At 72.4% G+C, this 13537-nt stretch carries 14 protein-coding genes and 1 rRNA gene; 3 read left to right on the forward strand and 12 right to left on the reverse strand.

Going from position 1 to position 13537, the window contains the following annotated elements; all coding sequences use genetic code 11:
• Window positions 1–74, reverse strand: a 16S ribosomal RNA gene (locus AB0G11_RS20500); the annotation flags it as partial.
• 473 nt (window positions 75–547) lie between these two features.
• Window positions 548–994, reverse strand: a complete 447-nt coding sequence (locus AB0G11_RS20505; protein ID WP_219502260.1) for a MarR family transcriptional regulator — start codon at window positions 992–994, stop codon at window positions 548–550.
• 89 nt (window positions 995–1083) lie between these two features.
• Here AB0G11_RS20505 and AB0G11_RS20510 point away from each other — a divergent pair, with 89 nt between their 5' ends.
• The gene (locus tag AB0G11_RS20510; RefSeq protein ID WP_308125664.1) at window positions 1084–1467 is read left to right on the forward strand and encodes a PPOX class F420-dependent oxidoreductase; all 384 of its coding nucleotides are present in this window, start codon (window positions 1084–1086) and stop codon (window positions 1465–1467) included.
• A 17-nt stretch (window positions 1468–1484) separates the two neighbouring features.
• Here the strand turns inward: AB0G11_RS20510 and AB0G11_RS20515 are convergent, their stop codons facing one another.
• Window positions 1485–2075 carry an HAD family phosphatase gene (locus tag AB0G11_RS20515; RefSeq protein WP_219502257.1) on the reverse strand — a complete coding sequence of 197 codons (591 nt, stop codon included), beginning with the start codon at window positions 2073–2075 and terminating at the stop codon, window positions 1485–1487.
• Between the two features lie 31 nt (window positions 2076–2106).
• Between AB0G11_RS20515 and AB0G11_RS20520 the strand changes: the two genes are divergently transcribed.
• The gene (locus AB0G11_RS20520; RefSeq protein ID WP_219502256.1) at window positions 2107–3573 is read left to right on the forward strand and encodes a glycosyltransferase family 39 protein; all 1467 of its coding nucleotides are present in this window, start codon (window positions 2107–2109) and stop codon (window positions 3571–3573) included.
• A gap of 57 nt (window positions 3574–3630) precedes the next feature.
• Here AB0G11_RS20520 and tyrS read toward each other — a convergent pair whose 3' ends face one another.
• On the reverse strand, window positions 3631–4896 hold the full coding sequence (tyrS, locus tag AB0G11_RS20525) for a tyrosine--tRNA ligase (RefSeq protein ID WP_219502254.1): 1266 nt from the start codon (window positions 4894–4896) through the stop codon (window positions 3631–3633).
• An 84-nt stretch (window positions 4897–4980) separates the two neighbouring features.
• Here tyrS and AB0G11_RS20530 point away from each other — a divergent pair, with 84 nt between their 5' ends.
• Window positions 4981–5382 (forward strand): PH domain-containing protein, encoded by a 402-nt coding sequence (locus AB0G11_RS20530; protein ID WP_219502253.1) that lies wholly within the window; start codon window positions 4981–4983, stop codon window positions 5380–5382.
• Here the strand turns inward: AB0G11_RS20530 and AB0G11_RS20535 are convergent.
• From AB0G11_RS20535 to argC, 8 genes are all read right to left on the reverse strand, one after another.
• Entirely contained in the window at window positions 5322–6053 is a 732-nt protein-coding gene (locus AB0G11_RS20535) for a DNA-3-methyladenine glycosylase (protein ID WP_357587433.1), read from the reverse strand. The two genes, AB0G11_RS20530 and AB0G11_RS20535, sit on opposite strands and share 61 nt — an antisense overlap.
• A gap of 5 nt (window positions 6054–6058) precedes the next feature.
• On the reverse strand, window positions 6059–7483 hold the full coding sequence (gene argH / locus AB0G11_RS20540) for an argininosuccinate lyase (protein WP_357587435.1): 1425 nt from the start codon (window positions 7481–7483) through the stop codon (window positions 6059–6061).
• Between the two features lie 215 nt (window positions 7484–7698).
• On the reverse strand, window positions 7699–8217 hold the full coding sequence (locus tag AB0G11_RS20545) for an arginine repressor (RefSeq protein WP_219502250.1): 519 nt from the start codon (window positions 8215–8217) through the stop codon (window positions 7699–7701).
• The gene (gene argF, locus AB0G11_RS20550; RefSeq protein WP_357587437.1) at window positions 8214–9134 is read right to left on the reverse strand and encodes an ornithine carbamoyltransferase; all 921 of its coding nucleotides are present in this window, start codon (window positions 9132–9134) and stop codon (window positions 8214–8216) included. Before argF ends, AB0G11_RS20545 begins: the two co-directional genes overlap by 4 nt.
• The gene (locus AB0G11_RS20555) at window positions 9131–10297 is read right to left on the reverse strand and encodes an acetylornithine transaminase (protein ID WP_357587439.1); all 1167 of its coding nucleotides are present in this window, start codon (window positions 10295–10297) and stop codon (window positions 9131–9133) included. The genes argF and AB0G11_RS20555 overlap by 4 nt, the downstream gene beginning before the upstream one ends.
• Window positions 10294–11169 carry an acetylglutamate kinase gene (gene argB, locus AB0G11_RS20560; protein WP_357587440.1) on the reverse strand — a complete coding sequence of 292 codons (876 nt, stop codon included), beginning with the start codon at window positions 11167–11169 and terminating at the stop codon, window positions 10294–10296. Before argB ends, AB0G11_RS20555 begins: the two co-directional genes overlap by 4 nt.
• A complete protein-coding gene (argJ, locus tag AB0G11_RS20565) occupies window positions 11166–12317 on the reverse strand; it encodes a bifunctional glutamate N-acetyltransferase/amino-acid acetyltransferase ArgJ (RefSeq protein WP_357587442.1) in 1152 nt (383 codons plus the stop codon). The genes argB and argJ overlap by 4 nt, the downstream gene beginning before the upstream one ends.
• The gene (argC, locus tag AB0G11_RS20570) at window positions 12314–13336 is read right to left on the reverse strand and encodes an N-acetyl-gamma-glutamyl-phosphate reductase (protein WP_357587444.1); all 1023 of its coding nucleotides are present in this window, start codon (window positions 13334–13336) and stop codon (window positions 12314–12316) included. The genes argJ and argC overlap by 4 nt, the downstream gene beginning before the upstream one ends.
• Between the last annotated feature and the right edge of the window lie 201 nt (window positions 13337–13537).

Below are 13537 nucleotides of genomic sequence, written 5' to 3' on the forward strand. Positions count from 1 at the left end.
CCTTTCCGCTCGACTTGCATGTGTTAAGCACGCCGCCAGCGTTCGTCCTGAGCCAGGATCAAACTCTCCAAAAAAGGTTTGATACCAGGCAACATTATCTCCGTCATATTTGACGAGGTGTTGCATGAAAAACTTCATGCACTGGCTTTTGACACACTGTTGAGTTCTCAAGAAACGGACGCTTGCTCCCCAGTCCTGCGAGAGGCGCGATCTCGTCTTTCGCAATCTTATCAGGCCCGCCGATCGGCTGTCAAATCCGAGGATTTGTTTCCGATCGCTCAACCCATCTAGGATTGCGCACCCCGTCTCCGAGGCAACCCTCGTAACTTACCGTGGCATCCGGTTCCTGTCGAATCAACCGATTTCGCGGTGATCCAACAGACACCCGAGACGACTCGTGCCATGACGCGCAAGAGCGCCCACAGCCGAGTGGTTCGTTCTCAAGGGGCTGCCCTGGGGCCCGTCCGCCGTGTCAGGCGTCCGGCTCGCTCCCGGGGCGAGGTCAAACATTAGGTCGCGATTCGCCGGACGTCAAATCACACGCCGCTCACAGTTCGGACGAAGCCCGGCGGATCGCTTCGCCGCACCGCGCGAGCAGGGCGCGGAGGGTGTCGCGCTCCTCGTCGTCGAACTCGTCGGCGATCGCGCGCTCGATGACGACGGCGCGGGCGTCGGCCGTCTCCAGCGCCACGCGCCCCGGCTCGGTCAGCCGGGTCTCCAGCACGTTGCGGTGCCAGGGGTGCGGGGTGCGCTCGACCAGGCCGCGCTCCTCGAGGTTCTTGAGCACGACGGTCATCGCCTGCGGGGTGACCAGGCACGCCCTGGCCAGCGCGGCGCCCGAGATGCCGGGGTTGCCGGCCAGCGCGAACAGCGCCGCGTACTGCGGGACCGTCAGGCCCGCCGCCCGCACCGCGACCTGCTTGGCCGCGATCAGCTCCTGCTCGGCCCGCTTGATGTCGAGGCCGAGCCGCTCCTGCGCGGGCATGTCCACCATGGCGGCAAGCGTACAAGGCTTCGAGTCTTGATAATCATCAAAGCTTTGATATCGTCCCCTGCGCCAGCCATCACGAAGGAGATCGCAACGTGATTCCCGAGAGCCACCTCGACCTGCTGACCCGCCCGCTGTTCGCGCACCTGGCGACCGTCGGGCCCGGCGGCGCGCCGCAGGTGAACCCGGTCTGGACGGTGTGGGACGGCGAGCACCTGCGCTTCACGACCACCACCGACCGCCGCAAGTGCCGCAACGTCGCCGACCACCCGGAGGTGGCCGTCTCCGTCAACGACCCCGACCAGCCGTACCGCTATCTGGAGATCCGCGGCCTGGTCGAGCGCGTCGAGCCCGACCCGTCCGGCGACTTCTTCGACGTCCTGGCCACCCGCTACGGCCTGCCGTACGAGCGGCCGGTCGGCGACGCCGCCCGCCGCGTCGTGATCGTCGTCCGCCCCACGCACACGACCAGCCAGTAGCGCCGGGGCGCCCTCGGTCAGCGGGCGACGCTCGCGCGCACCTGCTCGGGGGAGACGAACAGCTCGGCCGCCATCCCCGCCTGCCGCGCCGCCACCACGTTCGCCTCGTTGTCGTCGAAGAACAGCACGTCGCCCGGGGCGACCCCGTGCCGGGAGGCGCAGATCTCGTACGCGCGGGGGTCGGGCTTGGCCACGCCGATCCGGCAGGAGTAGGTGAGCGCGTCGAAGCGGCCCAGCCAGTCGCCGTGCCGCTCCTCCCACACGGGCACCAGGTCCTCGATGATGTTCGACAGCAGCCCGAGCCTGCGTCCGCCGTCGGCCAGCTCGTGCACGAGGGCCACCATCTCGGGGTCGACGTGGGACCAGCTCTCCAGGTCGGCCTCGGTCAGCGCCGCCACGTCGGCGAACCGCGCGCCGAGCCGCTCGGCGACGGCCGCCCAGTAGAGGTCGCTCGGCTGCCCGGCGTCGTAGGGCGGCCGGCAGGCCCAGTACGCCTCCCAGAAGCGGTCCGCCGACACCCCGGCCAGGTCAACGAGCTGCTGCTTGGCCTCGTCGGTCTGCGTCCTGGCGATGACGCCGTACAAATCGAAAACGATCACTTCGGGCATGCTTCCGAGCTTATGCGCGTATCCTGCCCCGGTGACCAGTGCCGCCACACTAGCCCCGCCCACCACTCCTGAACCCCGTACGCGCGGGCACGCGAGCGCCTGGCTCGCGGGGGCGGCGGCGGGAGCCGTCGCGTTCAGCGGGACGGGCGCGGCGACGCTGAACGGCGACGAGCTGGCCACGATCAGCGCCGCGTCCCGCTCGCTCGCCGGGCTGTGGGAGCTGGCCCAGCACATCGACGGGCACTTCCTGCCTTACTACGTGTTCATGCACTTCTGGGCCAAGGCGGGCACGGCCGAGCTGTGGCTGCGGCTGCCGTCGGCGCTGGCGATCGCGGTGGCGGCGGGGCTGCTGGTCGCGCTGGGCAGGCGGCTGCACAGCACGCGGGCGGGGGTGACGGCGGCGGCGGTCTTCGCGGTGCTGCCGTCGGTGTCCTACTACGGGGCGTTCGCCCGCTCCTACGCGTTCGCCGCCGCGGCGGTCGTGCTGTCGTTCTGGGCGCTGCACCGGGCGGCCGAGCGGCCGGAGGCGGCCCGCCGGTGGGTGGTGTACGGGGTGAGCGTGGCGCTGGTGTGCTGCACGCACCTGTTCGCCGTGCTGGTGCTGCCCGCGCAGCTCGTGGCGGCCGTCGCGCTGCTGCCGCGGCGGGACCTGCTGCTGCGGGCGCTGCCCGCGCTGGCCGCCGGCGGCGTGCCGGCCGTGGTGCTCGGCCTGGTCGGCTACGGCGAGCGGCACGCGATCAGCTGGATCCCGCAGCGGGGTCCCGAGGTGCTGCTGAAGTTCCCGAAGATGGCGGCGGGCGCGGCCGAGGCGGGCCTGCCGCTGTTCGCGGTGGCGCTGGCGGGCGCGGGACTGCTGTGGTGGTCGGCGCGCACCCGCCCCGGGGGCCGGGTGTGGGCGGCGACGCTGCTCGGGTGGCTGGTCCTGCCGCCGCTGCTGCTGCTCGCGGTCTCCCACCTGGTGACACCTGCGTACGTGGACCGCTACCTTTTCGTCACCGCTCCGGCGCTGGCGCTGCTGGCTGGGCTGGCGGCGGCGAGCGTGCCGAGGATGGCCGTGGCCGCGTGCTGCGCGCTGGTGGCGGTGACGGTGGCGGCCGGGTTCGCCCAGCACGTCGAGGTGCGCGAGCCGAACGGCCGGTTCGAGGACGTCCCGTGGGCGCTGCGCAGGATGGACGTGCGGCCGGGTGACGCGATCGTCTACGGCCAGAGCTCGGTCAGGGCCGGGTTCGACTACTACGGCGCCGGGGCGACGCCGGACGACGTGCTCCGGATCGGCACGGCCCCGGACCCCGACGGGTTCGGCTTCCCCGAGCGCGACGACGTCGCCGAGGCGCTGGCCGGGCGGGAACGGGTGTGGGTCGTGTGGCGCGGCGCCAAGTCGAGCGGGGCCCGGCTGCCCCGGGTCGAGGCGGTGCGCGAGGCCGGGTTCGAGCAGAAGTCGGCCTGGCACTCGGCCGACCTGCCGGGACTCACGGTCGCGCTCTACACCGCCCCGTGAACGACCGGAGGCGGGCCCCCGGAACGAGAGCCCGCCTCCGCCTGATCCTGTGGGCCGTCAGCCGACCTCGACGCCGCCGATCGACTTCTTGCCGCGCCGCAGCACCAGGTAGCGCCCGTGCAGCAGGTCGTCGCCCGACGGGACGTAGGACTCGTCGGTGATCTTGACGTTGTTGAGGTAGGCGCCGCCCTCCTTGACCGCGCGCCGCGCCGCCGACTTGGACTCGACCAGGCCGCTGTCGGCCAGCAGGTCGACCAGCGTCGCGCCCAGCGCCGGCACGGTGGCCTTCGGCACCTCGGCCAGCGCGGCGCCGAGTGTCGCGGCCGGCAGCTCCTCCAGCGCGCCCTGGCCGAACAGCGCCTTGGACGCGGCGACCACGGCCGCCAGCTCCTGCTTGCCGTGCAGCAGCTCGGTGAGCTCCTCGGCCAGCGTGCGCTGCGCCTCACGGGCGAAGGGCCGCTCGGCGACCGCCTTCTCCAGCTCCTCGATCTCCTCCCGGCCGCGGAAGGTGAACACCTTGAGGTAGTGGATCACGTCACGGTCGTCGGAGTTGAGGAAGTACTGGTAGAAGGCGTACGGGGAGGTCATCTCCGGGTCGAGCCAGAGGGCGCCGCCCGCGGTCTTGCCGAACTTGGTGCCGTCGGCCTTGGTGATGAGCGGCAGCGTGAGCGCGTGCACGTGCGCGCCCTCGATGCGGCGCACCAGGTCGGCGCCCGCGGTGATGTTGCCCCACTGGTCGCTGCCGCCGATCTGCAGCGTGCAGCCGTAGCGCCGGAACAGCTCCAGGTAGTCGTTGGACTGCAGGATCTGGTAGCTGAACTCGGTGTAGCTCAGCCCCTCACCGGCCAGCCGGGCCGACACCGACTCGCGCGCCAGCATCCGGTTGACCGGGAAGTGCTTGCCGATGTCGCGCAGGAAGTCGATGGCCGACAGCTCGCCGGTCCAGTCGAGGTTGCTCACCATGAGGGCGGCGTTGGGCACCTCGCCGAAGTCGAGGAACCGGCCCACCTGGCCGCGCAGCCGCTCCACCCACTGGGCCACGACGTCGCCGGAGTTGAGCGAACGCTCGGTGTTGCGGCCGCTCGGGTCGCCGATCAGCCCGGTCGCGCCGCCGACGAGCCCGATCGGCCGGTGGCCGGCGAGCTGGAAGCGCCGCAGCGTGAGCAGCGGGACGAAGTGACCGACGTGCAGGGAGGCGGCGGTCGGGTCGAAGCCCGCATAGACCGTGATCGGCCCCTTGGCCATGGACGCGCGCAGGGCGTCGAGGTCGGTTGACTGCGCGATCAGGCCTCGCCAGGCGAGGTCGTCGAGGATGTCGGTCACGGTGCTGGCTTTCCGGTAGGTGTCGGGTGGTTACAGCGTGCCCGATCGCGTGGAGTGACCGCTACTTGGATAGTCTCGGTCCCCATGTGGAGGGTCCGTCGCGAGCTGGCCGTTTTCAAGATCTTAGGGGCTCTGGCGTGCGCCGGGCTCGCCGTCTACTGGTATCTCGGCGGCGACCTGCGCGGGGTGATCCTGGCCGTGCCCGCCGCCGTGCTGGTGGGCGCGATGGGCCTGCGTGACGTGCTGGTGCCGGTGCGGCTGGCGGCCGACGAGAGCGGCATCACCGTGACGCACGGCTTCGCCGGCCGGCGGCACGTGCCGTGGGAGGACATCCAGGACGTCAAGGTCGACGTGCGGACGCGGTTCGGGCTGCGCAGCGAGATGCTGGAGATCGACACCGGCGACCATCTGCACATCTTCAGCCCTCACGAGCTGGGCGCCTCGCCCACGGAGGTGGCCGCGGCGTTGCGCCGCCGCGGCACGTGAGCCCGGTACGGCGAGACGGTCGGGTCGGCGTCGATCCAGAACCGCCACGGCGTGTCCTTGGCGGTCGAGATCCCGGTCCGGGGACCTGACCGGATCCGCGCGCGGGCGGGCGGGCTGCCTTCGAGCACGGCCGCCGCCCCGGCCGGCCACCCGGTGAGCCGGTCTCCCGGCATGAAGCCGGGTGCCACCCCGTCCAGGACGGCGTCGAGCCCGTTGTGCTCGCGCCGCAGCCCGAGCGCCACGGCCAGCCTGGCGGGACCGCGGGCGAGGTCACGGTCCGCGGGCCGCCTGGTCCCGTTCGAGCGCCGCTCGCGCGCCAGGTCGAGGCCCGCCACCACCTCACCGGCCCGCAGCAGCACCGCCGAGCCGTGCTCCTCGGGCAGGCAGACCAGGTTGGCGCAGAAGTGCATCCCGTACGTGAAGTACACGTACAGGTGTCCCGGCGGGCCGAACATCACGGCGTTGCGCGGCGTCTTGCCCCGGTAGGTGTGGGCGGCGGGGTCCTCGCCGGGCCCGCCGTACGCCTCGACCTCGGTGAGGCGCACGGCGACGGACCCGTCGGCACCGCTGTGCACGAGGACGCGCCCGAGCAGGTCGGGCGCCACCTCGTGGGAGGGCCGGTCGAAGAAGCCGCGCGGGAGCGGCTCGAAGGACAGCGCGGATGACGACACTGCGGTCAGGACTCGCCCGCCGCCCAGGCCGCCTGCGCGTCGACCGACTCGCGCAGCGCGACGAGCTGGTCGCGGACACGGTCGGGGGCCGTGCCGCCGTGGGCCTTGCGGGCGGCCAGCGCGCCGGGCACGTTGAGCACGTCGCGCACGTCGGGCGTCAGGTGGGCCGACACCTTGGCCAGCTCGTCGTCGGTGAGGTCGCCGAGGTCCTTGTCGTTGACCTGGCACCACACGACCAGGTGGCCGACGGCCTCGTGCGCCTCGCGGAACGGCACGCCGCGCCGCACCAGCAGCTCGGCCAGGTCGGTGGCGAGCGCGAACCCGTCGGGGGCCGACGCCTCCATGCGGGCGGTGTTGACGCGCATGGTGGCGACCAGGCCGGCCATCGCGGGCAGGACGAGCAGCAGCGTGTCGACCGAGTCGAACACCGGCTCCTTGTCCTCCTGGAGGTCGCGGTTGTAGGTCAGCGGCAGGCCCTTGAGCGTCGTCAGCAGCGCCATGAGGTTGCCGATGAGGCGGCCGGACTTGCCTCGGGCCAGCTCGGCCACGTCGGGGTTCTTCTTCTGCGGCATGATCGACGAGCCGGTGGAGTAGGCGTCGTCCATCTCGATCCAGCGGAACTCCTGCGAGGCCCACAGGACGATCTCCTCGCCCAGCCGCGACAGGTGGGTGCCGATCATCGCCGCGGCGAACAGGAACTCGGCGGCGAAGTCGCGGTCGGCGACGGCGTCCATCGAGTTGGGAGCCGCCGAGGAGAAGCCGAGCTCCTCCGCCACGGCCTGCGGGTCGAGCGGCAGCGACGAGCCGGCCAGCGCGCCCGCGCCGAGCGGCGAGACGGCGGCGCGCCGGTCCCAGTCGGACAGCCGGTCGACGTCGCGGGCGAAGGCGTGCACGTGGGCCAGGAGCTGGTGGCCGAACGAGACGGGCTGGGCGTGCTGCAGGTGGGTCATGCCGGGCGCGGCCGTCTCGGCGTGCTGCTCGGCCTGCGCCATGAGCGCCGTCTCCAGCTCGACCAGCCGCGAGACGATCGTGCGGGCGTGGTCGCGCAGGTAGAGGCGCAGGTCGGTGGCGATCTGGTCGTTGCGGCTGCGGCCGGCGCGGAGCTTGCCGCCGAGCGAGCCGAGCCGCTCCAGCAGGCCGCGCTCCAGGGCGGTGTGCACGTCCTCGTCGGCGACCGTCGGCCGGAACTCTCCGGCCTTGCAGGCGCGCTCCAGGTCGTCGAGGGCGCCGATCATGCGCTCGAGCTCGTCCGCGCTGAGCAGCCCCGCCCTGTGCAGCACGCGGGCGTGCGCCCTGGACGCCGCCAGGTCGTACGGCACCAGCCGCCAGTCGAAGTGCACGCTCACCGACAGCCGGGTCAGCGCGTCGGACGGTCCCCCTTCGAAACGCCCGCCCCACAGCCGCATCGGCTTGCCATCACTCACCGTCATCTCCTCAAACTGTCCTGCCACCGTCTCCGCGACCATAGTGCACCCCGGCCGTTCCCCGTGTCGCGGGTCGCGGCGATCATGGAAGGCGGGTGCACGAACCCTGTGGCCTGGTCGTGGCCGGCGGTGTGGCGCCCGGCGGCGCCGGGAGGGCGGCGGACGTGCCGGGCCCTCCCGGGCGAGCCGGGACCACTCTCGCGGTCATGGGTCGAACTTCGTCACTCGGCGTGCTGGCTGCGCCTGTCGGCCGTCTTCAGCAGCGCCTCGGCCACCGCCTGCCCGCCGAGCGGGTCGCGGCTGATGACCAGGATCGTGTCGTCGCCGGCGACGGTGCCGAGGATGGACTCCCAGTCGGCGTGGTCGATGGCGGAGGCCAGGAACTGGGCGGCTCCCGGCGGTGTCCTGACGAGGATCAGGTTGGCCGACGCCTCGGCGCTGACCAGCAGTTCCTCGGCGATACGGTGCAGCCGGGCGGCCGGCGACTCGCCGGTGCCGAGCCGGGCGAGCGGGATGCGCCCGCCGCCCTCGCCGGGCAGCGCGTAGACGAGGGAGCCGTCCTCGGCGCGCAGCTTGAGCGCGCCGAGCTCGTCGAGGTCGCGGGACAGGGTGGCCTGGGTGACCTCCACGCCGCTCTCGGCGAGCAGCTTGGCCAGCTCCGGCTGGGAGCGGACGGGCTGGCGCTGCAGCAGGTCGGTGATCTTGGCCTGTCTGCCGGCCTTGGTCATCGGGATCGTCATGTCTCGCTCATCAGCCAGTGGAGCAGGGCCTTCTGCGCGTGCAGCCGGTTCTCCGCCTGGTCCCAGACGGCGCTGCGCGGGCCTTCGAGGACCTCGGCGGTGATCTCGTGGCCGCGGTAGGCGGGCAGGCAGTGCAGCACGATCGCCTCGGCGTCGGCGTGCTCCAGCAGCTCGTCGTTGACCTGGCAGGGCATGAGGTCGGCGATGCGCCGTTCCTTGCCGTCCTGGCCCATCGACACCCAGGTGTCGGTGGCGACCACGTGCGCGCCCTGGACGGCGGCCGCCGCGTCGGACAGCGCGACCACCGAGCCGCCGGTGCGGGCGGCGATGGCGGCGGCGCGGCCGAGGATGACGGCGTCGGGCTGGTAGCCGGGCGGGGCGGCGATCCGTACGTGCATGCCGGCGGTGGCGCCGCCGAGCAGGTAGGAGTGGGCCATGTTGTTGGCGCCGTCGCCGGTGTAGGCGAGGGTCAGCCCGGCGGTGCGGCCGAACCGCTCGCGCACCGTCTGCAGGTCGGCGAGGATCTGGCAGGGGTGGTAGTCGTCGGTGAGCGCGTTGACCACGGGCACGCCGGCGTGGGCGGCCATGGTCTCGATCAGCTCCTGGCCGCTGGTGCGCCAGACGATGGCGGACACCTGCCTGCCGAGCACGCGGGCGATGTCTTCAGTGGGCTCGCCGCGTCCCATGAGCGTGGAGACGCCGTCGACGATGAGCGGCAGGCCGCCGAGCTCGCCGATGCCGGTGTGGAAGGACACGCGGGTGCGCGCGGACGGCTTGTCGAACAGGACGGCGACCGACTGGGGGCCCTCGAAGGGCCGGTAGCCGAACCGGTCCTTCTTCATCGCGGCGGCCAGGTCGAGAACCTCGGCCTGCTCCTCGGGCGTGAGGTCGTCGTCCTTGAGGAAGTGGCGGGTCATTTGGCTGCCTCCGAGAGAATCCGGGGGAACGCCGTCACGAAGGCGTCGATCTCCTGCTCGGTCACGACCAGCGGGGGCGCGAGGCGTACGGCGTCGGGCTGCAGGGCGTTGACGAGGAAGCCGGCGTCGGCGGCGGCCTTCTGGACCCGCGCCGAGACCGGTTCGGTGAGGACGACGCCCAGCCACAGGCCGCGCCCGCGCACCCCCTTCAGCAGCGGGTGGCCGATCGCCTCCAGGCCGTCGCGCAGCCGCGCGGCGACCGTGCGGACGTGGCCGAGGTCGACGTTGGCGAGCACGGCCAGCGCGGCGGCGCAGGAGACCGGGTTGCCGCCGAACGTCGAGCCGTGGTCGCCCTTGTCGAACAGCGTGCCCGCCTCGCCGAAGCCGACGCAGGCGCCGATCGGCAGGCCGCCGCCGAGGCCCTTGGCCAGCGTGAGGATGTCGGGCGTGCAGCCGTCGGCCTGGTGGGCGAACCAGTGGCCGGTGCGGCCGATCGCCGACTGGATCTCATCGGCCACCAGCAGCGCGCCGGCGGCGTCGCAGATCTCGCGGGCGGCCGCCAGGTAGCCGTCGGGCGGCGGGACCACGCCCGCCTCGCCCTGCGTGGGCTCCAGGAAGACGGCGGCGCACTCGCCGGTCACGGCCGCCTTCAGCGCGTCGGCGTCGCCGTAGGGGACGAAGCGGACCTCGACCGGGAACGGGCCGAACTGGTCGCGGATCGCCTGCTTGCCGGTCAGCGACAGGGCGCCGAGGGTGCGGCCGTGGAAGCCGTTCTCGGCGGCGACGAAGTAGGTGCGGCCGTGGCGCTTGCCGTACTTGATGGCGAGCTTGAGCGCGGCCTCGTTGGCCTCGGTGCCGGAGTTGGCGAGGAAGACGCGGCCGGGGGCCTGGAGCAGCTCCAGCAGCTTCTCGGCGAGCAGCACCTCGGGCTCGTGCAGGAACAGGTTGCTCGTGTGGGCGAGCGTGGCCACCTGGGAGGAGACGGCCTCGACAAGCGCCGGGTGGGCGTGGCCGAGCGAGGTGACGGCGATGCCGCCGATGAAGTCGAGGTAGGCCCGGCCGTCGACGTCCCAGACGCGGGTGCCCTCGCCGCGCGCCAGCGCGACCGGGGGGACTCCGTAGTTGGGCATGAAGGCCTGCTCGAACCTGTCGAAGAGGCTCATGAGGGCACCACCATCGTTCCGATTCCTTCGTTGGTGAAGATTTCCAGCAGCAGCGCGTGCGGCTCCCGGCCGTCGAGCACGTGGGCCTGCGGCACGCCGCCCTTGACCGCGGTCAGGCACGCCTCCATCTTGGGCACCATGCCGCTCGACAGCGTCGGCATGAGCTCGGCCAGCTCGGCGGCGTCGAGCCGGCTGATGACCTCCGAGTCGTCGGGCCAGTTGGCGTACAGGCCCTCGACGTCGGTGAGGACGACGAGCTTGTCGGCCTGCAGCGCCACGGCGAGCGCGGCGGCCGCGGTGTCGGCGTTCACGTTGTAGATCTCCCCGTCGTCGCCGCGCGCCACGCTGGAGACGACGGGGATGCGGCCGTCGGCGAGCAGCGCGCGCACGGCTCCGGCCTGGACGTCGACGATCTCGCCGACCTGGCCGATGTCGACGGGGCTGCCGTCGACGACGGCGCTCTTGCGCTCGGCGGTGAACAGGTGGGCGTCCTCGCCCGACAGGCCGACGGCGAACGGGCCGTGCTGGTTGAGCAGCCCGACGATGTCGCGGCCGACCTGGCCGACCAGGACCATCCGGACGACCTGCATGGCCTCGGGCGTGGTCACGCGCAGCCCGGCGGTGAACGTGGACTCGATGCCGAGCTTGTCGAGGTGCTCGCTGATCTGCGGGCCGCCGCCGTGCACGACGACCGGGCGCAGCCCGGCGTAGCGCAGGAAGACGACGTCCTCGGCGAACGACGCCCTGAGGGACTCGTCGGTCATGGCGTTGCCGCCGTACTTGATGACGACGGTCGCGCCGTGGAAGCGCGTCAGCCAGGGCAGCGCCTCGATGAGCGTGCCGGCCTTCGCCTGCGCGGTGCCGGCCCTCATGAGGAGTACGCCGAGTTCTCGTGGACGTAGTCGGCCGTCAGGTCCGTGGTGTGGACGGTGGCCGTGTGGGGGCCGGCCGACAGGTCGATGGTGATCGTCACGTCGCGGGGGCGCATGTCGACCTTGGCGCGGTCGTCGCCGACGGCCCCGGCGCGGCAGATCCAGATGCCGTTGATGGCGACGTTGAGCCGGTCGGGCTCGAAGACGGCGTCGGTGGTGCCGACGGCGGCCAGCACCCGGCCCCAGTTGGGGTCCTCGCCGTGGATGGCGCACTTGAGCAGGTTGGAGCGGGAGACCGCGCGGCCGACGGTGACGGCGTCGTCCTCGGAGGCGGCGCCGATGACCTCGATGGCGATGGCCTTGGAGGCGCCCTCGGCGTCGACGAGGAGCTGGCGGGCGAGGTCGGCGCAGACCTCGGTGACCTTCTGCTCGAACTCGGCGAGCTCGGGCCTCACGCCCGCAGCGCCGCTGGACAGCAGCAGGACGGTGTCGTTGGTCGACATGCAGCCGTCGGTGTCGAGCCGGTCGAAGGTGCGCGAGGTGGCGCGGCGCAGCACGGTGTCGAGCTGCTCGGCGGTCAGGTCGGCGTCGGTGGTGATGACGCAGAGCATGGTGGCCAGGCCGGGGGCGAGCATGCCCGCGCCTTTGGCCATGCCGCCCACCATGTAGCCGTCGCCGCGCTTGAAGGAGATCTTGGAGACGGTGTCGGTGGTGCGGATCGCGTCGGCGGCGGCCAGGCCGCCGTCGCGGGAGAGCTGGGAGGCGGCCAGCTCGACGCCGGGCAGCAGCGCGTCCATCGGCAGCCGCTCGCCGATCAGGCCGGTGGAGCAGACCGCGATCTCTCCCGCGGAGTCGCCGAGCGCGGCGGCGGCCTTCTCGGCCGTGGCGTGGGTGTCCTGGAAGCCCTCGGGGCCGGTGCAGGCGTTGGCGCCGCCGGAGTTGAGCACCACCGCTCGCAACCGCCCGCCGCGCAGCACCTGCTGCGACCAGAGCACCGGGGCGGCCTTCACGCGGTTGGCCGTGAAGACGCCGGCGGCGGCACGGCTCGGCCCGTCGTTGACGACGAGGGCCAGGTCGCGGGCGCCGCCGGCCTTGATGCCTGCGGCTATGCCCGCGGCCCTGAAGCCGAGGGGGGCGGTCACGCTCATGGAGCAACTCCTGTCGTGGGAAGTCCGAGCTCTTCCGGGAGGCCGAGGGCGAGGTTGGCGCTCTGGATCGCGCCTCCGGCCGTGCCCTTGGTCAGGTTGTCGATGGCGATGACGGCGATCACCCGGCCCGCGCGCTCGTCGAGCGCGACCTGGAGGGCGGCGGTGTTGGCGCCGTAGGTCATGGCGGTGGCGGGCCAGGCTCCCTCGGGGAGCAGGTGGACGAACGGCTCCGCCTTGTAGGCCATCTCGTAGGCCGCCCGGAGCGAGTCGCGGGTGACGCCGGGCCGGGCGGGGGCCGTGCAGGTGGCCAGGATGCCGCGGCTCATGGGGGCGAGCGTCGGGGTGAACGAGACCCGTACGGGCGCGCCCGCGGCGGCGCTGAGGCCCTGCTCCATCTCGGGGGTGTGGCGGTGGACACCGCCGGCGCTGTAGGCGCTGACGGAGCCCATGACCTCGCTGCCGAGCAGGCTGGGCTTGAGCGACTTGCCGGCGCCGCTGGTGCCGCTGGCGGCGACGACGACCACGTCCGGCTCGGCGAGCCCGGCGGCGAACGCGGGCGTCAGCGCGAGCAGCACGGAGGTGGGGTAGCAGCCGGGGACGGCGACGCGGCGGGTGCTCCGGAGCGCTTCGCGCTGGCCGGGCAGCTCGGGCAGGCCGTAGGGCCAGGTGCCGGCGTGCTCGCCGCCGTAGAACTCCTGCCAGGCGGCGGGGTCGGCGAGCCGGTGGTCGGCGCCGCAGTCGACGACGAGCGTCGCGGGGCCGAGCTGGGCGGCCACGGCGGCGGAGTGGCCGTGGGGCAGGGCGAGGAAGACGACATCGTGCCCGGCGAGGGCGTCGGCGGTGGTCTCCTGGATGACCCGGTCGGCCAGCTGCGGCAGGTGGGGCTGGTGGGAGCCGAGCGCGCTGCCGGCGCTGGACGCCGCGGTGAGGGCGCCGATCTCCAGCTCCGGATGGCCGAGCAGCAGGCGGAGCAGCTCGCCGCCCGCATAGCCGCTGGCTCCGGCGATCGCGGCTCTCATCTGACCTCCTGCATATTCATGCATCATAGCTCATAGGCTTGCTTGTAAAGACTATGTACTCCCGATGATGAACATGCAAGTCGAGGCGTCTCGCCGTCCCACATGTCGAGATCAGGAACTCCGGAACATTGGTCTAGCGCGACGTACTAACCGGTCGGTACTGTGATTTATCCGGATGCCGTTCCACTGCGGGAGTTCTGC

The organism is Nonomuraea sp. NPDC023979 (assembly GCF_040639085.1).
Taxonomy (GTDB): domain Bacteria; phylum Actinomycetota; class Actinomycetes; order Streptosporangiales; family Streptosporangiaceae; genus Nonomuraea; species Nonomuraea ceibae.

Bases quoted from the DNA above. Each gene is read 5' to 3' on its own strand.
- AB0G11_RS20505 (WP_219502260.1), bottom strand. From the start codon at position 994: ATGGTGGACATGCCCGCGCAGGAGCGGCTCGGCCTCGACATCAAGCGG.
- AB0G11_RS20515 (WP_219502257.1), bottom strand. From the start codon at position 2,075: ATGCCCGAAGTGATCGTTTTCGATTTGTACGGCGTCATCGCCAGGACG.
- AB0G11_RS20530 (WP_219502253.1), top strand. From the start codon at position 4,981: ATGTGGAGGGTCCGTCGCGAGCTGGCCGTTTTCAAGATCTTAGGGGCT.
- argH (WP_357587435.1), bottom strand. From the start codon at position 7,483: ATGACGGTGAGTGATGGCAAGCCGATGCGGCTGTGGGGCGGGCGTTTC.
- AB0G11_RS20545 (WP_219502250.1), bottom strand. From the start codon at position 8,217: ATGACGATCCCGATGACCAAGGCCGGCAGACAGGCCAAGATCACCGAC.
- argF (WP_357587437.1), bottom strand. From the start codon at position 9,134: ATGACCCGCCACTTCCTCAAGGACGACGACCTCACGCCCGAGGAGCAG.
- AB0G11_RS20555 (WP_357587439.1), bottom strand. From the start codon at position 10,297: ATGAGCCTCTTCGACAGGTTCGAGCAGGCCTTCATGCCCAACTACGGA.
- argB (WP_357587440.1), bottom strand. From the start codon at position 11,169: ATGAGGGCCGGCACCGCGCAGGCGAAGGCCGGCACGCTCATCGAGGCG.
- argJ (WP_357587442.1), bottom strand. From the start codon at position 12,317: ATGAGCGTGACCGCCCCCCTCGGCTTCAGGGCCGCGGGCATAGCCGCA.
- argC (WP_357587444.1), bottom strand. From the start codon at position 13,336: ATGAGAGCCGCGATCGCCGGAGCCAGCGGCTATGCGGGCGGCGAGCTG.